The following is a 16,817-nucleotide window of genomic DNA, read 5'->3' as shown; positions in this document are numbered from 1 at the left end:
TTAATTTTATTTTTAATAATATTAATTATTAATCTTTAAAACTTACAATTCTCAAATTAATTTTAATTTCATTACCAAATCCCATATTTAACTACATATATGTACTAATATCCGTACATATTCAGCTTATATTATTAAATATAAGTAAATTATTTTAATTTTACTTTAATTTAAATATTGACATAAAATTAATATTAAATATAATGGTAAGGTATTTTAAACATTTAAGTAACACTAATTTAATATTTTATTAATCATGGAGATTAGAATGAAAAAAACTATCACTATCGCTCTTTTAGGTTCAATTGCAGCCACTTCTGTTTATGCAGATGATTTAAATGCTAACATTGTAAACAACTCTATCGTTGATTATTCAAATAAAGTTGAAACAGCTGCTGATACTGATCCTAACTCTCCAATTTATGCTGTTAAAAGCATTGCTGCTGATGCTGCTGATATACAAGCAAATGGTGAAAAAATAGCTAGAGGTCTAGTTCTAACAAATAACGGTAAAGTTAAAATACCTAATGCTGTTAAACCTAAAGACATGTACATGAAAGACGAAGCTTCTGCGGCTCAAGGTCTTGAAAAATATAGAGCTGAAAGAGATGAAATTAACGAAACTATCGAAAGATGGACTGAAAAAAGAAATAATGTTTCAGGAATCGGTAAAAAAGTTAAACAATTAAATTATGATCGTAAAATAGCTCAAAAGAAAGCTGAGTTAAAAGCTATAAACACTAAAATTGATATCTTAAAAGGTATTGAAAATGGTGATAAAGCTTATACTGAAGAAAAAATTGCTCAGTTTAACATTATTAAAAACATAACTGTAAATGGTCCTACTGCATACTATAATGATATTGCTAAACCTGTTTCATCTGAGTTGACTGCTGCATGGAATTCAGCTAGTGCTCTTGATTATATCGGTTATAGAAGTAATATAGATAAGTTCTGGAGTGCAAGAGTTGCTCTTTGGAATGGTCAATACAATATCAATAGTAAATATGCTGAAACTGCAATAGAGTTTAACAATATAACTAACTATTTAACTATTCAGGCTATCCAACTTATTCAAGGTGGTAATAGTGATAAAGCCATCGCTACATATGCAAATGTAAATACACTTGCATATACAGTAACTACACTAGGTGATTTAGAAAGTGGAATTCAAGAGAAAATAGCTTCTCCTAGAACGGCTCAATCAATATGTGAAACTGATTTACTTGATGTCAGAGCTAATAGTAATATTGCTACAGCAAGAAACGTTTTAAGTGACTTATCTGATGAAAAAGCTGTAGAATCTATTCTTACTCAATTCTTAGATATCATTAATGTTGGTGATATTAAAGTGTATGATTTAGATAAGCTTGGAAGTAGTTGGGCTGTTAAGGCTGCTGTTAATGCTATCGCTGTTGCTATAGGTTCTGAAGGTGTTGTTTATGTTAAAGATCATACTTTAATGTTAAGACCTGCAAGTGCAGTAGCAGCTCCTGTAGCTAATGCTATCGCTGAAAATGGCATATATAAGCAAGTAAGTGATGCTGATAGCATACTATTTGGCCAAAATGCTTGTAACTTCACTGCTGCTCAAAATAGCGAAAATCCTGTCGCTAAAGCAATGGTTGCTGCTACTAAGCAAATAGCTGGACAAATAGCTAAAGGTCAAACTGTCGATGCCGCTTTCGAAGAACAAGTTTATGTAGCTCTTCAAGCAACTATGTTCGAAAACTTAAGCAAAGTTATTCCTAACTAATTGATATACCCTTCAGTTCTTATTTCTTAACATAAATTCTACTTGCAGAAAAATCATATATTACTTTTTCTGCCTTTAGTTCCTGATATCCTAAAATGCATACAACTCCTAAAAATTTACTCATCGACTCAATATTTGCAGCAGTTGCATCTAGATTTACTAGTTGGATTTTATTTTGGAAAAACAAATTCATAGGATTTAAGATTAGGTTCTTGATTTTAATATCTGCGACTGTCAATGTTCCATCTGTTGCTTTAATTGTTTTATGAGGTTTAGTTGGTGCTAAGTCTATGCTCTTCAGATATTTATCTGAAATTGTAAAATTAGAAGTTCCTGTATCAAGTAAGCAATTAACTGGTTTATTACTATCTATTGATATGGCAATTGTCTGATGCTGAGATAATAATTTAGTTAAGCTAATTAATAAATAATTTTCTTTATCTAATACTTGTTCTATTTCATAGTGTTTTTTAGCTGTTACGTTATTTTTGTTTAAGTATATTAAGTTCTCTGAAAAGTCAAAAATCGCATTATATCTAACTAAGAAATCTGTTCCAACAACAATTACCGGATATTGTTTTCTTTTAGGCTGGTTAGTAATTTTGGCTTCGACATTTTTAAGGAGAATGTCGCCTATCTGAATTTTATTTAATACTACATTTTGATTTTTAATTTTTTGTCCTACCATATTTGATGAATATCCAGAACCACTTTCCTGATTAAGTCCTAATTGATCAACTGAGTGGCTAAAAACACTTATTCCTTTTGATCCAGAATCAAAAATCACATAAGCAAATCTATTGTTTACCTTTGCAAGTACATATGGTGCTTTAAACTCTTTTTTATTTTCTAACTTCAATGCTTCGTAAGCATATTCTTTCAAAATATCTTGTAAATTATTAGCAACCGATAAATTCATGAATAAACAAAAGCTAAATATTATTAAAATTTTTCTAAACATATTTTATTTTCTTTCATTTTTTTGATATTCTCACAAATAAATTACTGTTTATCAATAACTAATTATTGATAAACAATAAAAATAATCTAAAATAGATATCATACATCTAAATACACAAGGAATAAAAATTATGCAAAATTTAGAAAAAATTAGTAAGTTCTATAAAAATATTTTTAGAATAGTTTTTGTATTGATAGTAATATCTGTTCCAACATTTTGGGCTCTTGCACAGAGCGAATATATACCTAATGTCACAGATACAGCACAGCATTATATCGATCAAATGTCACAACCAATAGCTTTAGATACTAGAATTATAGGCCTTTTAGTTAGCTTGATACCAGTTTCAGTAATACTTTATATAATTGCTCTTTTAGTCAAATTATTTACGTGTTATGAAAAACTTGAGGTTTTTTCTTCTAGAGTAGTTTTGATATACAAAAGATTAGGATGGGGATTAGTATATTATTTTTTTGCTCAAATCATTTTTGAGCCTTTAATATCATTGACTCTAAGTTATCATAATCCTGTAGGTGAACGTTTCGTAAGTGTATCAATTGGTACTAACGAAATTCTAGCATTATTATGTGGGGGAGTGATTATAACAATATCAAAAGTTATGCAAAAAGCTCACGAACTTGCTGAAGAAAATGATTTAACAATTTAAGGGTATTTAGATGGCTATAAGAGTTAACCTAGCTAAAATTATGACTGCAAAACAAATAAAATCAAAAGACTTAGCTAAAGCTATTGGAATTACTGAGCAAAATTTATCTATTTTAAAAAATGAAAAGGCAAAAGCTATTAGGTTTTCTACTTTAGAAGCAATTTGTGAATATCTAAATTGTCAACCTGGTGACATACTAATTTATGAAGATTAAAATCTTGTAGAATTTAGATATACAAGTATTTTGTATATCTTGTTACAATTGTATTTAAATAAAATTAATCTTAGATAGTATAAATTATGAATAAAATAAATTTAGGTAAGTATTTTTTTGTTTTAACTATATTTTTCATAAATATAAGTTTTGCAAGTTCTGATAAATATCACTTAGAAACCCCTCCGATACCAGTAGGAACTTATAAACCTGACTTTAGAGATATCAAAAATGTATCTGAAAAGAAAAAAATCTTTATAGAGTTTATGTCAAAAGAAATAGATGAGGCTAATCAAGAGTTATGCAAACAAAGACAAACTATTTTGAAACTACAAGAAATTCTTAATGACAAACAAGATTTAGATGAAAATCAAAAAACAAAAGTCAAAAAATATACTTCATTCTACAAAGTATGGAATGCTAATACTTTACAAGAACAAGTTAATGCTTTAGTTACAAAAGTTAATATCGCCCCTAAAAGTCTAGTAATTGCTCAAGCAATTCTTGAAACTGGCTGGGGAACATCTAGATTTGCAGTTGACTATAATAATTATTTTGGACTACATTGTTTTGAAGAAAACTGTGGTGTCAAGGCTAAAGATTCAGATGTCCAAGTAGAGACTTTTAAAGATGTTGGAGATAGTATTCTTGGATACTACTTTAGATTAAATACTGGAGAAAAGTTTGCTAAATTTAGACAAGTAAGACAAAATGGTGGTATTGGATCGGATAATACAAATCAATTAATAAACACCTTAACAGACTATTCTTCACTAGGTGGAGATGAATATCAAAATAGATTAAATAGTGTAATTAAATCAAATAATTTAGATAAGCTTAAAGCTACTTGTTAAAGAATAAGTTCTGAATTAAAGAGATAAATTCTGTTGTTGATCTGATGATAAACTATCTGGTATTTTTAATTTAAAATGATTGTATGCTAGCAAAGTTGCAATACGCCCTCTTGCTGTACGCATGATGTATCCTTGCTGGATTAAATATGGTTCTATGACATCTTCAATAGTTCCCTTTTCTTCACTAAGTGCAGCTGCCATCGTATCTAATCCTACCGGACCACCACCAAATTTTTCCATTAATGTGAGTAGATATTTATGATCCATATGATCAAATCCTACAGGATCAACTTTTAACATTGTAAGAGCTTTATCAGCAATATCATAAGATATAACTCCAGAAGCTTTAACTTGAGCATAATCTCTAACTCTACGTAGTAATCTATTTGCTATTCTTGGTGTACCTCTTGAACGTTTAGCAATTTCGTTGGCACCATCGTCTGTAATATCTAGATCTAAAAGCTTAGCCGAACGATAAACTATCTTAGCTAGATCGTCAACTGAGTAGAATTCTAGCCTTTGAATTATACCAAACCTATCTCTCAAGGGTGAAGTCAGAAGCCCTGCTCTAGTTGTAGCTCCTACTAATGTAAATGGAGGTAAATCAATCTTGATTGATCTTGCTGCGGGACCTTCACCAATCATAATATCAAGCTGATAATCTTCCATAGCTGGATATAATATTTCTTCAATAACAGGACTTAAGCGATGTATTTCATCGATAAATAATACATCGTTCTCTTCTAAGTTAGTCAAAAGTGCTGCCAAATCTCCAGCTTTTTCTAAAACTGGACCACTTGTTTGCTTAAGTTCCACTTCCATTTCATTGGCAATAATATTTGATAATGTTGTTTTACCTAAACCTGGGGGTCCAAATATAAGAGTATGATCAAGGGCATCCTTTCGAGATTTTGCAGCTTGAATAAAAATCTCCATTTGTTCGCGTACTGCAGGCTGACCTTCATATTCAGCTAAAGTTTTTGGTCTTATAGCTCTATCAATGGAATTTTCATCCTTAGTTTGTACAGTATTTGCTGAAATTATTCTATCTGTCTCGATCATACTTTAATCTTCTAATAAAAATTTAGTCTATTATAACATTTTTAGTGTTTTTAATATTAACTTATACCTACTATTATTATTTGCTCTAGTCCGTTCTAAATGCTTATAATTGAATAATTTTGCCACCTTAACTATTTATACTAAAAATATTGATTGATAAACTTTGAAAAAGATAAATGTTTTGTCTAAAATCTATTTATAAAATCGACATTAATATATGGAGAAAATAGTGGATTTAAAAGACTTTAAACAAATAGAGCTTTCTCACTTTACCGATACTAAATCAATAAACTATCTTAGAGATGATGCTAGCCATCTTCTTTACTTAGAAAGTTCCGCTTTAGAGGTCTTTAGGGATTATAAGGATCATGATGCTTTGACAGTCAAAGCAGATCTAAATATAAAAGATGTGAAAACAAAAATAATTGATAATCATAAAGATTTTGCACTAGTCATTAATGCTGAAGATAAAGTTGTAGGGACGATTGCTCTTCATTATATAGAAAGCCAAGCACTTCAAGAAAGAGCTAGAAGCTCAGGCACAAAACCCGCTGATTTAGTTGCACATGATATTATGTTACCAATTGCTAAGGTAAATGCTGTATCTTATTCTATTATAAAAAATACTAAGATTGGTCATATCCTTAATACTTTGATTAATTCGGATTACCATCATATAGTAGTGTATGATAAGAATGAAAATGGCGAAAAATATATTCGTGGTTATTTCTCTTTACCATACATTAGAAGAAAGCTTGGCTTAGATGTCTATCACGTTTATCAAAAAGAAGGCGTTTCTAATCTTAATAAAGGTATCTAACTGTTTTAATACTAATCAATATATCCTTCTATAACGTTATAAAATTGATTTGCCATAATTGTATATCCTTTTGCATTAGGGTGCACAGCATCAACCATTAAATCTTGGTGGCCGATAATTCCTTCTAAAACATTAGGAACTAACAAACATCCATTAATTTTTGCAAACTCGATATAGTCTTCAGCATAATCATTTTTATAGTATGGTATGTCTAAACCTCCAATAACAACTAATGCTCCATTTGCCTGTAGTATATTTACTATACGTCTTAAATTTGCAAAAGCTTGAGCTGCAGGAATTCTTTTTCTGAGATCATTTGCTCCTAGTGATACTATTACTATTCTAGGATTAGCTTGTACAACATCTTCAATTCTTAATAGTGCTTGACCTGTTGTTTCACCAGATACTCCCATATTTATTACAGGTTCACCAATCATTCTTGATAATTGAGATGGATAGTTGTCATATTTATCGACACCGTATCCAGCTGTTAAGCTATCACCAAAAGCAATAATAGTCTCGCCCTGTGGCTTTTGATTAACAATCGGCCAATTATTATATTTTTGGTAGATAAAATAATAGTATGACAATGCTAATAAAAGTATCAAAAAAATGACAAGAAGTATTTTCTTCATCAGATAGGTATCACCAGAAATAAATATGTTAGAAATTATAAAATAGTAACTCTCAAAATACTATATATAGTAAGATTAATAGCAACTATAATTAAATTTTAGATAGATTTTATAATAATTATTTTTTGTGACTTAAAAGCTTCTCTAAAACCTCAGCTATTTTATTGAAAGAAAGATTTGAATAATCTAGCAAAAGATCTTTTGTACCATGAGTCAAAAACTCGTCTTTTAAGCCGAAATTTCTAACAGTTATATTTTTACTTAGATCATTGGCAAATATATACTCATTAACCGCAGAGCCAGCGCCTCCGGCTATCGAATTTTCCTCAAGTGTAAATATAATATTATGGTTTTGACATATTTCATCAATCATTTGTTCATCAAGAGGTTTTACAAATCTCATATCAACTACAGTAATATCATATTTATCAGCTAGCTGGTTAGCAAGTGGTAATAAAGTTCCAAAATTTAAAATAGCGACTCTTGAACCTTTTTTAACAAGCTTTGCTTTGCCTAATTCCATATCAAGATTATCAGTAATTTCAGCATCAGTACCTGCTCCACGAGGATAGCGTACCATTGCAGGTCCCTTGTATTCATATCCAAGTTCAAGCATATGATATGTCTCGTTTTCATCACTTGGAGTCATAATTACATGATTTGGAATACAACGCATAAATGATATATCAAAACTACCATCATGAGTTGCTCCATCTGCTCCAACCAAACCAGCTCTATCAACAGCATACAAGATATCTAAATCTTGTAATGCTACATCATGTATAACCTGATCATAAGCTCTTTGTAGAAATGTTGAGTAGATAGCAACTACAGGCTTAAGTCCTTGGCATGCTAAACCACCTGCAAAAGTAACTGCATGCTGCTCAGCAATAGCCACATCAAAGTATCTATTTGGATATTGTTGTGAAAATCTAATTAAATCAGAGCCTTCCTTCATAGCTGGAGTTACACCTACTAAGCGCTCATCTTTAGCTGCTTTTTGACAAATCCAGTTACCAAATATATTTGAGTAAGTTGGCTTAGAAGCTTTTGATTGAGCATCTCCACTATGAAAACTTGGTGCAACATGATGAAACTTAATTGGATCAGATTCTGCTTTAGTATAGCCTTTACCTTTTTTGGTAATTACATGTAAAAGTTTCGGACCCTTATGATCTTTTAAAATTCTTAAAGTCTTTACTAACTCTACAACATTATGCCCATCTATTGGCCCTACATAATAAAAACCTAAATCTTCAAAAAAATTTGCAGGGACAAACATTCCTTTAGTCTGTGTTTCTATCTTTTTCACAAACTCAAACATCGGTGGAATATTTTTAAGAACTTCCTTTCCTTTTTCACGAATTGAGTTATAAAAGCCACCTGAAATAATCTTGCTAAAATGAGCAGAAAGACCACCAACATTATCAGAAATTGACATTTCGTTATCATTGAGAATAACTAAAATGTCCTCTTTAATTCCCCCTGCATGATTAAGTGCCTCAAATGCCATACCACCAGTTATAGCTCCATCTCCAATTACAGCAATTGAGCTAGAGTGTTTACCTTGTAGTCTATCTGCAATAGCCATGCCAAGTGCTGCACTTATCGATGTACTTGAGTGCCCTACTCCAAAAGTGTCATATTCACTTTCAGATCGCTTTGGGAAACCTGAAATCCCACCATCTTTTTTGATAGTAATAAGCTTATCTTTTCTACCTGTCAAGATTTTATGAATATATGTTTGATGTCCAACATCCCATACAATATTATCGTAAGGTGTATTAAAAACATAGTGTAGTGCTACTGTAAGCTCAGTAGCACCAAGACTACTTGCAAAATGTCCACCACTTACATCCAATGTATCTACCAAAAAAGTTCTTAACTCAGATGCTAGTTCTTTAAGTTGTCCCTCAGGTACAAGCTTAAGATCTGCAGGGGTATTTATCTTATCTAAAATAGTATATTTCGACATAGTATAAAATCTTCATCTAACCCAAAAGTATAATTCTAAAGAATATATACTTTAATAAATTAAACATTTCGTCAGCTAGTGGTTACTCCCACTCAATTGTTCCAGGTGGTTTACCTGTTACATCATAAACGACTCGTGATACTTGTTTAACTTCATTTACAATTCTATTTGAAACTATAGATAAGAAGTCATAAGGCAAATTTGCCCATGTTGCAGTCATAAAATCAATACTAACCACAGCTCTTAATGCTATAACATATTCATATCTACGCTGATCCCCAACAACCCCAACTGACTTAACTGGTAAGAAAACCCCGAAGGCCTGAGAAATATCATGATACAAATTATGCTTATAGAGCTCTTCAGTAAAGATAGCATCTGCTTTTTGTAGAGTTTCAACATACTCTTTCTTAATTTCACCTAATATACGCACACCAAGACCTGGACCTGGGAACGGATGTCTATAAAGCATATTATACGGTAAGCCTAAGCCTAGTCCTAATTTACGCACCTCATCTTTGAATAACTCTCTTAGAGGTTCTAATAGCTTAAGCTTCATCTCTTTTGGCAAACCACCAACGTTATGATGAGATTTGATAACATGAGCTTTAGACTGGCTATTACCAGCTGACTCAATTACATCACTATAGATCGTGCCTTGAGCAAGCCATTTCGCATTTTCGATTTTAGCTGCTTCTTCATCAAAAATATCAACAAAAAGCTTACCTATGATTTTACGCTTTTCTTCAGGATCACCAATACCCTTTAGAGCATCTAAAAATCTATTTTTAGCATTTACACGAATAACATTAATATCCATATGCTCTGCAAATACTTCCATCACTTGGTCGCCTTCGTTAAGACGAAGTAGTCCAGTATCTACAAATATACAGGTAAGTTGATCACCAATAGCTTCATGTAATATTGCTGCTACCACAGATGAGTCAACACCACCTGATAAGCCTAAAATTACTCTATCACTTCCAACCTGTTTTTTTATTTCTTTGATATCGTTTTCAATAATATTTTCGATATTCCAAAGAGCATCACATTTACAGATATTTAAGGCAAAATTTTCTATAATCTGTTTACCATTCTCTGTATGAGTGGTTTCTGGATGAAACTGTACTCCATAAAAAGGTTTACTCTTGTGAGCAACAGCTGCAACAGGAGCATTAGCTGATGATGCTATTACTTCAAAATGTTCGCCAGTTTGAGTAACTTTATCACTATGACTCATCCATACAGACTGCTCTGTTTTGAGATTAGAAAATATATTTTCTGATGATTTTAAGATATTAATGATCGCTTTACCAAACTCACTTTGATCAGCTCCTTTTACCTCTCCACCATGCTGCATTACCATTGTTTGCATACCATAGCAGATACCCAAAACAGGAACACCTAATTCAAAGACTATTTCCGGAGCCTTAACATCTGAATCATATACAGACTCAGGACCACCAGAAAGAATTATACCTTTAGCATGATAATCTTTGATAAAATCATCTGCTATGTCGTGAGGAAATATTTCGCAAAAGACACCAACCTCTCTCACTCTACGCGCGATAAGTTGAGTATATTGCGAACCAAAATCTAAAATCAAAATCTTATGATTATGTATATCTGTCATTTTTATAGAAATAAATATTTTCTTAAAAGGATATTTTAACCTAAATGAATTTGATTGTAATTAGCTTTTAGTGATAAAAATAATATTAAATATATAGTCGTATAAGACTTTCATAGAAAACTAAATTATTAGACTAATAAAAAAGCTCTATGACTCGACGTCTAAAGCTAAACCCAGGATACTCAACTCCAACAAAATATAGACCGTGTGCTTTAGCTGTTTCAGCGGCTTTTGTCCTATCCTTAGCTTCTAATACTAGCTTAATCCATTCTGGAGATTCAAATTCTAAACCTACTTTTAGTAAAGAGCCTATAAAATTTCTAATCATATGGTGCAAAAAAGCATTGCCAACAACCTCAAATACTATAAAACTTCCCTGTTTAATAAACTCAGCTTTTTGAATATTTCTAAATGGTGTGTTTGACTGACATTGAGATGATCTAAAAGATGTAAAATCTTGCTCACCTAATAAGTATTTACAAGCTTGATTCATTTTATCTATATTTAGCTGACGATTTTCCCACAAGCAGTGTTCTGCGAATATTGGTGAGCTAATTAGAGAATTATAGATAATATAATTATAGGTTCTATTTTTCGCTGTAAATCTAGAATTAAAATCATTATCAACTACTTTAATATCCAGTATTTTAATATCTTGTGGTAAAAGAGCATTCGTTCCCCTCATCCAAGAACTAAGATTCCTATCTGCATCTGAATGAAAGTTAACAACTTGCGAAGTCGCATGAACTCCGGTATCAGTTCGCCCTGCACAAGTAACTTCTATATTTTGATTTGCAATTTTTGAGAGTGCTTTTTCTAACTCTTCTTGAATACTTGGTGAATGGGACTGTCTTTGCCAGCCACAATAGTTTTTACCAAAGTACTCAATTTGTAGTAGATAATTTTTCATAATTAGCCAAGAAATTTAACAACTCTAGAATGAAGTATTTCCATCTCTTTTGGAATCAATTTTGAGAAATTGATAAAACCATGTACTAAACTATCAAAGTGATAATGTTGTACCTCAACATCATGTCTAAGAAGTCTTTCAGCGAATAACAGCCCTTCGTCTTTTAAAGGGTCATATCCTGCTGTCATAACTAATGTTCTCGGCATATTATCCAATTCTTTAATATAAAATGGAGATATTTCTGGAGAACATTTGTCCATACCTTCAGGCACGTACAACTCAGAATACCATTTTGTTTTTGCTTTAGTTAAAATATAGCCACTAGAATAGTCTTCAAGCGATTTCGTAGGCATATGCGATAAATCTACAGATGGATATAGGATAATATTATTCCCAATTTTAACACTACCTTTCTGAAGTAGATTATAAGTTGCCAAAACTGTCAAATTAGCTCCTGCGCTATCACCCATTAAAGTAAATTTCTTACGAGAAACTCCTAGCCTTTTAGAGTGCTGATAAACATACTCTGCAACAAACTCGACATCATTTAGACCAGCTGGAAATTTATGTTCAGGTGCAAGACGATAATCAACCGCAAAAACAATCCTATTGGTAGTCAATGCAAGCTTACGACAAAAAGCATCAAATGAATCAAGTGTACCTGATACAAATCCTCCGCCATGAGAAAAAATTATTACCTTAAGTTTCTCATCAACTTTAGGATTATATACTCTAACAGGGATATTGTGACCATCATCATGTGTAATTTCAATATCTTCAACACTCTCAAGATCCACTTTAGGATAACTATATAACCCTAGTGATGCAGCAGCCTTTCTTGTGGTATCAATATCTTGACGATTGCCATCTCTGTCAAACTTACTAATGAAAGTTAATAAATCCTGTAGTTTAGCAGGTATAGTCTTGATACCACCATATAAGTCTGGAACTTTTTTAAGAATTTCAGCTTCAAGAGCTTCTTCATGTTCAGAATTATCTCTAGCTATGACTTTAAGCCATTCTTTTTTATTTGGAGATAACGACTCAATAGGTGTTGATAAATATCGAGCAATACCAAGCTCATGACAATCATTTTCAGCATAAAAAGGTAAATTATTTACTAACCACTTAACTAGTTTTTCTGCTTTAAGATTGTTTGTTTCTCTTATTTCTAAAACGTTATAGAGATTTCTAACATCATAAGACCAAGGCACGTAGTCAACGATAAAGTTACAGCTAATATAGTTAAGCCCAGCTTCTCTTGCTAAAGCAAACTCTGGAAATGCTGTCATACCTATGACACCACCTCCCATACTCTGGAAGCATTTAGCATCTATTATAGTAGGGAACTGTGGTCCCTCTATACATACGTAGCTCTGCTTAAAATGAATATCAAAATCAAATTCTTGTTTTTTTGCTCTAATTTCTTCAGCTATACTCTCTGTTATAGGTTTTGAAAGAGATACATAGTTAAGTAGTCCCTGCTCACAAAAAGTAAATTCTCGTAAAGATTTTGTTCTATCAATGAACTGATATGGAATAACCATATCTCCAGGTTTTAACTCTTCTCTTAAACTTCTAACTGAAGATAAGGCAATTATAGAAGTAGCACCATATTTTTTCAAAGCATATATATTCGCTTTGTAGTTTATTTGATGTGGTAATATATTCTGACCTAAGCCAGTTCTATTTAGGAATAATGCTTCTTTATCTTCTATTTTTATTTTAAAGAGGCCATTTGAGCACAACCCAAATGGAGTTTCTCGTGATAGTTCCTCTATAATCTCAAAATCATCAAAAGATTCAAAACCACTGCTTCCTACAATTGCCCACATATGTTATTTATCCAAAAGTTGTTTCTAATATTTTTCTATCTTTACAAAAGAGTTCTATTCTAAATTTATCATCCTCATTTACTACTCCAACACCTTTGGGTGTTCCTGTCATTAGTAAATCATTTTCAGCCACAGATATCTCATTTTGCCTTAAAAAATCTATAATTTGTTGAGGTTTATAAATCATTAAATCGTAGCTACCTTGCTGAATTAAGGAGTTATTTTTATATGCTTTAAAGTTTAGAAACTCAATATCCTGATTATTAATCTTAACAAACTCGCTAATCACAGCGCTATTATCAAAAGCTTTAGCTAATTCCCATGGTAGTCCTTTTGCTTTAAGTTTTGATTGTAAATTTCTATCAGTTAAATCTAAGCCTAAACCTACTGCTTTTATATTTGAATCATGATCAAATGCAAAAACTATCTCACATTCATAATGAATTTCTCTAGCTGATGATAATCTAAGATTTTTAGATATGCTCGAATTAGGCTTGATAAATATGACTGGGCTCTCTGGAACTTCATTATTTAGCTCATGAATATGTTCAACATAATTCCTACCAACACAAACTACTTTTGATTTTGTCAGATCAATTTGCATAATTTATTTCCTATTATGAATCATGTAATCAATTACAATTTAAAATCTTCTCCAAGATATACTTTTCTAACGGTCTCATCAGCTAAGACTTCTTCTGGTGAGCCAGCAGCTAGCATATTTCCAGCATTCACAATATATGCTCTTTCACAAATATCAAGCGTCTCACGTACATTATGGTCTGTAATTAATACACCTATCCCTCTATCTTTAAGATGTCTTACAACTTCTTTAATTTCAATTACAGAAACTGGGTCAACCCCTGCAAATGGTTCATCGAGGAGAATAAACTTGGGGTCCATAGCTAGAGCTCTTGCAATTTCAACTCTTCTTCGCTCTCCACCAGATAAACTCATACCCAAACTTTTGCGAATATGTTGAATACTAAACTCATCTAAAAGTTCATTAAGTTTTTCTTCAATTTGGACTTTATTAAGCTCTTTACGAGTTTCTAATATAGCTATAATATTATCTTCTACACTTAGCTTTCTAAATACAGAAGCCTCTTGGGGTAAATATCCCAACCCTCTTCGTGCTCTTAAGTGAATTGGCATTTTTGTTACATCTTCATCACCCATGCGTACTTTGCCACGTGTAGCAGCAACAAGTCCAACAATCATATAGAAAGACGTAGTTTTTCCTGCACCATTAGGACCTAGTAATCCAACAATTTCACCTGTTGAAACTTTCATAGATACATTATTTACTACCCAGCGAGCACCATACTTTTTACCCAATCTTTTTGCTTCTAATGTATATTTTTCCATTTTAAACCACTCTTAAAATTATGTACTGGTGTTATAAGTGTTCAATCCTGTTACACTTCCTTTTTGTCTATCTTTACCATAATCACTAATAGGTGTAAGTCCAGTATCAATTCTAGTCTGTTTTTGTACCCCATCTAAGATTATTGTAGACCTTCTATTTTCACTACCTGGAATAGATATTAAATCGTGATCAATATCAAAGATTACTTTTTCACCTTTGTAAACATTATCATTTTGATAAGCTACAGCCTTTCTATACATTTCTAGATGCTTATCATTCACATGATAAATTACCATCTTTGATTGACCTTCAACAGGACCCCTAGTCGCAGTCTTGACTGTATTATAATCAGGATTCGAGTTTGTAGGATAAGTATAAAATTGAGAATTATGATTATCATCCGAAATCATAGTAAATGTTTTTAGCTTCTTTTTATCATCTAAATTTATTACTAGTCTTTGACCAGATATAAAGTTACACTCTTTTTGCTCAGCACAAAGTTTTTTAGCTGTTGATAGCCAACTTTGTTGTAATTGTTCTAGAGTAAGTGAAGGATCTCTTTCAAAATAAACAATATTATCTTTAGGTGTTGTAGGCTTATGACAAAGAATATGATTATTATGAATCTGCATCACAAATACATTACCTAAATAAGTAATTATACGCTGATTATCATCATAGGTGACACTATCAGAACATATAGTAACAGGACCATACTCCTTTAGACTATTAGTAGGCGAATTATCTTCTTTTTCATTATCAGCAACATTATCTTCTTGAAGTGCAGCATCATACATTGGGAGACTACTATCAATCTGATTTTCGCTTACATCTGAAAAGGCATATGATGTAAACGAGAGAAAAATTGCCACAATCAATCTAACTCGACGCATAGTAGCTCCTTACATTCTGTCCAAGTCTTATAACCTTTGAGTTTGAGTTGCCAGTTACTCCTATGCCTGTTGTATTATTACCAGTTTCGGGATCGTACATTTTTGTAAATCTAGCATTATAAAAGTCTTTTGAACCTGAGTTATAAAACATCTCTGACGTTTTAATAAAAATCTTATCTAAAGATGTTGAATCAGACTTTTTATTATTTTGAGAGTCTACTGAGTTGTCATTAGTGTATATAATAGAATCAACACCATCATATAAGTGAGTCAAGTTCTGCCCTGTAAACTGTTGAATATAACCATGTTTAGATTTAACTTGCCATTGCAACTTACCAGTTTTACTATCATAACTTTTTTCAGTAAGATCAATCATAAATAAATCTTGATTGATATAACGCCTTAACTCTTTAGAAAAAAAGTTTGTAGCTAAATTACCTTTTACATCATACTTATTATAAGTAAAATCAAATGCCTTTAATTCAACTCGATTTTTTTGTTGATTGCTTTTAAGAGGTTTTGCACCATCTAGAGCATTATAACTTATATAAAGCATAGCAAATATGATAATTATTATTGAGAGTACATTCGCAAATAAAGAATATTTAGTGAAGAACTTCATCTTTATCCTTATTTCACTCCGCCAAACTCTAAAAAGTCATTAATGATTTTATTATGTAATCCCATATGCTTGATAATATAGTCACAAAACTCTCTAACTGCAGCATTACCACCATTATTTTGACAAACATAATCTGCATATTCTTTTACTATTGCTATAGAGTCAAAAGGTGTTGCTGATAGGCCTACTTTATCCATCAAAATAAGATCTGGTAGATCGTCACCCATATAAGCAATATCTTGATCATTTAAATCATACTTATTTTTTAAGTTTTCGTATGCCTTAATTTTATTTTTTTGCCCTTGATAAATATCTTCAGCATCCAGACCTAAACTTACAAATCTATCATGAACAATCTTTGATTCTTTGCCAGTTATAATAGCTACTCTAATACCTAACTTTTGAAGCAGGACTAAGCCGAGTCCATCTTTGACATTGAAGTTCTTAAATTCATTACCATCATTTGAAATTATTATTCTACTATCAGTGAGAACACCATCAACATCAAAAATTGCTAATTTAATATTTTTCTGTTTATCTATTTTCATTATTAAGCTTAAAAAGAATATTTGATTCAATTAGAAATATTATCACAAATGATTCAGAGACTA

17 protein-coding genes are annotated in these 16,817 nt (G+C 31.5%); 5 read left to right on the top strand and 12 right to left on the bottom strand.

Going from position 1 to position 16,817, the window contains the following annotated elements; translation table 11 throughout:
* Positions 1 to 268: 268 nt before the first annotated feature.
* Positions 269 to 1,756 (top strand): hypothetical protein, encoded by a 1,488-nt coding sequence (locus tag FTPG_RS06990; RefSeq protein WP_004287733.1) that lies wholly within the window; start codon positions 269 to 271, stop codon positions 1,754 to 1,756.
* A 19-nt stretch (positions 1,757 to 1,775) separates the two neighbouring features.
* Here the strand turns inward: FTPG_RS06990 and FTPG_RS06985 are convergent, their stop codons facing one another.
* Positions 1,776 to 2,717 carry an aspartyl protease family protein gene (locus FTPG_RS06985; protein WP_004287732.1) on the bottom strand — a complete coding sequence of 314 codons (942 nt, stop codon included), beginning with the start codon at positions 2,715 to 2,717 and terminating at the stop codon, positions 1,776 to 1,778.
* Between the two features lie 130 nt (positions 2,718 to 2,847).
* Between FTPG_RS06985 and FTPG_RS06980 the strand changes: the two genes are divergently transcribed.
* The 3 genes from FTPG_RS06980 to FTPG_RS06970 all read left to right on the top strand — a co-directional run bounded on the left by FTPG_RS06980 (position 2,848) and on the right by FTPG_RS06970 (position 4,452).
* Complete coding sequence (locus tag FTPG_RS06980) at positions 2,848 to 3,384, top strand: DUF2975 domain-containing protein (RefSeq protein WP_004287731.1); 537 nt, start codon at positions 2,848 to 2,850, stop codon at positions 3,382 to 3,384.
* A 10-nt stretch (positions 3,385 to 3,394) separates the two neighbouring features.
* A complete protein-coding gene (locus FTPG_RS06975) occupies positions 3,395 to 3,598 on the top strand; it encodes a helix-turn-helix domain-containing protein (protein ID WP_004287730.1) in 204 nt (67 codons plus the stop codon).
* A gap of 86 nt (positions 3,599 to 3,684) precedes the next feature.
* Positions 3,685 to 4,452 carry a glucosaminidase domain-containing protein gene (locus tag FTPG_RS06970; protein ID WP_004287729.1) on the top strand — a complete coding sequence of 256 codons (768 nt, stop codon included), beginning with the start codon at positions 3,685 to 3,687 and terminating at the stop codon, positions 4,450 to 4,452.
* Between the two features lie 15 nt (positions 4,453 to 4,467).
* On the opposite strand, the gene ruvB is transcribed toward FTPG_RS06970, so the two are convergent.
* Positions 4,468 to 5,514 carry a Holliday junction branch migration DNA helicase RuvB gene (gene ruvB, locus FTPG_RS06965; RefSeq protein WP_004287728.1) on the bottom strand — a complete coding sequence of 349 codons (1,047 nt, stop codon included), beginning with the start codon at positions 5,512 to 5,514 and terminating at the stop codon, positions 4,468 to 4,470.
* 229 nt (positions 5,515 to 5,743) lie between these two features.
* Here ruvB and FTPG_RS06960 point away from each other — a divergent pair, with 229 nt between their 5' ends.
* A complete protein-coding gene (locus FTPG_RS06960; RefSeq protein ID WP_200150474.1) occupies positions 5,744 to 6,334 on the top strand; it encodes a CBS domain-containing protein in 591 nt (196 codons plus the stop codon).
* Positions 6,335 to 6,345: 11 nt separating this feature from the next.
* Here FTPG_RS06960 and FTPG_RS06955 read toward each other — a convergent pair whose 3' ends face one another.
* From FTPG_RS06955 to FTPG_RS06910, 10 genes are all read right to left on the bottom strand, one after another.
* Positions 6,346 to 6,969, bottom strand: a complete 624-nt coding sequence (locus FTPG_RS06955) for an arylesterase (RefSeq protein WP_035722570.1) — start codon at positions 6,967 to 6,969, stop codon at positions 6,346 to 6,348.
* A 118-nt stretch (positions 6,970 to 7,087) separates the two neighbouring features.
* Positions 7,088 to 8,944 carry a 1-deoxy-D-xylulose-5-phosphate synthase gene (gene dxs / locus FTPG_RS06950; RefSeq protein ID WP_004287725.1) on the bottom strand — a complete coding sequence of 619 codons (1,857 nt, stop codon included), beginning with the start codon at positions 8,942 to 8,944 and terminating at the stop codon, positions 7,088 to 7,090.
* Positions 8,945 to 9,026: 82 nt separating this feature from the next.
* On the bottom strand, positions 9,027 to 10,577 hold the full coding sequence (gene guaA / locus FTPG_RS06945; protein WP_004287724.1) for a glutamine-hydrolyzing GMP synthase: 1,551 nt from the start codon (positions 10,575 to 10,577) through the stop codon (positions 9,027 to 9,029).
* A 133-nt stretch (positions 10,578 to 10,710) separates the two neighbouring features.
* Entirely contained in the window at positions 10,711 to 11,487 is a 777-nt protein-coding gene (gene truA, locus FTPG_RS06940; RefSeq protein ID WP_004287723.1) for a tRNA pseudouridine(38-40) synthase TruA, read from the bottom strand.
* A 2-nt stretch (positions 11,488 to 11,489) separates the two neighbouring features.
* Positions 11,490 to 13,322 carry an alpha/beta hydrolase fold domain-containing protein gene (locus FTPG_RS06935; protein ID WP_004287722.1) on the bottom strand — a complete coding sequence of 611 codons (1,833 nt, stop codon included), beginning with the start codon at positions 13,320 to 13,322 and terminating at the stop codon, positions 11,490 to 11,492.
* Positions 13,323 to 13,329: 7 nt separating this feature from the next.
* Positions 13,330 to 13,926, bottom strand: a complete 597-nt coding sequence (locus FTPG_RS06930) for a fumarylacetoacetate hydrolase family protein (protein WP_004287721.1) — start codon at positions 13,924 to 13,926, stop codon at positions 13,330 to 13,332.
* A gap of 32 nt (positions 13,927 to 13,958) precedes the next feature.
* Positions 13,959 to 14,690, bottom strand: a complete 732-nt coding sequence (gene lptB, locus FTPG_RS06925) for an LPS export ABC transporter ATP-binding protein (RefSeq protein WP_004287720.1) — start codon at positions 14,688 to 14,690, stop codon at positions 13,959 to 13,961.
* Between the two features lie 18 nt (positions 14,691 to 14,708).
* The gene (locus tag FTPG_RS06920) at positions 14,709 to 15,584 is read right to left on the bottom strand and encodes an LptA/OstA family protein (protein ID WP_004287719.1); all 876 of its coding nucleotides are present in this window, start codon (positions 15,582 to 15,584) and stop codon (positions 14,709 to 14,711) included.
* Positions 15,571 to 16,206, bottom strand: coding sequence for an LPS export ABC transporter periplasmic protein LptC (gene lptC, locus FTPG_RS06915; protein ID WP_004287718.1), 636 nt, complete (start codon positions 16,204 to 16,206; stop codon positions 15,571 to 15,573). The genes FTPG_RS06920 and lptC overlap by 14 nt, the downstream gene beginning before the upstream one ends.
* Positions 16,207 to 16,214: 8 nt before the next feature.
* Positions 16,215 to 16,754, bottom strand: coding sequence for a KdsC family phosphatase (locus tag FTPG_RS06910; protein WP_004287717.1), 540 nt, complete (start codon positions 16,752 to 16,754; stop codon positions 16,215 to 16,217).
* Between the last annotated feature and the right edge of the window lie 63 nt (positions 16,755 to 16,817).

This window comes from Francisella philomiragia subsp. philomiragia ATCC 25015, assembly GCF_000156715.1.
GTDB lineage: Bacteria > Pseudomonadota > Gammaproteobacteria > Francisellales > Francisellaceae > Francisella > Francisella philomiragia.
This window is presented reverse-complemented; position numbering and strand designations above follow the sequence as displayed.

Excerpts from the sequence above, each read along its gene's own strand:
- lptB (WP_004287720.1), bottom strand. The coding sequence starts at position 14,690 with ATGGAAAAATATACATTAGAAGCAAAAAGATTGGGTAAAAAGTATGGT.
- ruvB (WP_004287728.1), bottom strand. The coding sequence starts at position 5,514 with ATGATCGAGACAGATAGAATAATTTCAGCAAATACTGTACAAACTAAG.
- lptC (WP_004287718.1), bottom strand. The coding sequence starts at position 16,206 with ATGAAGTTCTTCACTAAATATTCTTTATTTGCGAATGTACTCTCAATA.
- truA (WP_004287723.1), bottom strand. The coding sequence starts at position 11,487 with ATGAAAAATTATCTACTACAAATTGAGTACTTTGGTAAAAACTATTGT.
- dxs (WP_004287725.1), bottom strand. The coding sequence starts at position 8,944 with ATGTCGAAATATACTATTTTAGATAAGATAAATACCCCTGCAGATCTT.
- FTPG_RS06955 (WP_035722570.1), bottom strand. The coding sequence starts at position 6,969 with ATGAAGAAAATACTTCTTGTCATTTTTTTGATACTTTTATTAGCATTG.
- FTPG_RS06985 (WP_004287732.1), bottom strand. The coding sequence starts at position 2,717 with ATGTTTAGAAAAATTTTAATAATATTTAGCTTTTGTTTATTCATGAAT.
- guaA (WP_004287724.1), bottom strand. The coding sequence starts at position 10,577 with ATGACAGATATACATAATCATAAGATTTTGATTTTAGATTTTGGTTCG.
- FTPG_RS06935 (WP_004287722.1), bottom strand. The coding sequence starts at position 13,322 with ATGTGGGCAATTGTAGGAAGCAGTGGTTTTGAATCTTTTGATGATTTT.
- FTPG_RS06910 (WP_004287717.1), bottom strand. The coding sequence starts at position 16,754 with ATGAAAATAGATAAACAGAAAAATATTAAATTAGCAATTTTTGATGTT.
- FTPG_RS06930 (WP_004287721.1), bottom strand. The coding sequence starts at position 13,926 with ATGCAAATTGATCTGACAAAATCAAAAGTAGTTTGTGTTGGTAGGAAT.
- FTPG_RS06975 (WP_004287730.1), top strand. The coding sequence starts at position 3,395 with ATGGCTATAAGAGTTAACCTAGCTAAAATTATGACTGCAAAACAAATA.
- FTPG_RS06970 (WP_004287729.1), top strand. The coding sequence starts at position 3,685 with ATGAATAAAATAAATTTAGGTAAGTATTTTTTTGTTTTAACTATATTT.
- FTPG_RS06980 (WP_004287731.1), top strand. The coding sequence starts at position 2,848 with ATGCAAAATTTAGAAAAAATTAGTAAGTTCTATAAAAATATTTTTAGA.
- FTPG_RS06920 (WP_004287719.1), bottom strand. The coding sequence starts at position 15,584 with ATGCGTCGAGTTAGATTGATTGTGGCAATTTTTCTCTCGTTTACATCA.
- FTPG_RS06990 (WP_004287733.1), top strand. The coding sequence starts at position 269 with ATGAAAAAAACTATCACTATCGCTCTTTTAGGTTCAATTGCAGCCACT.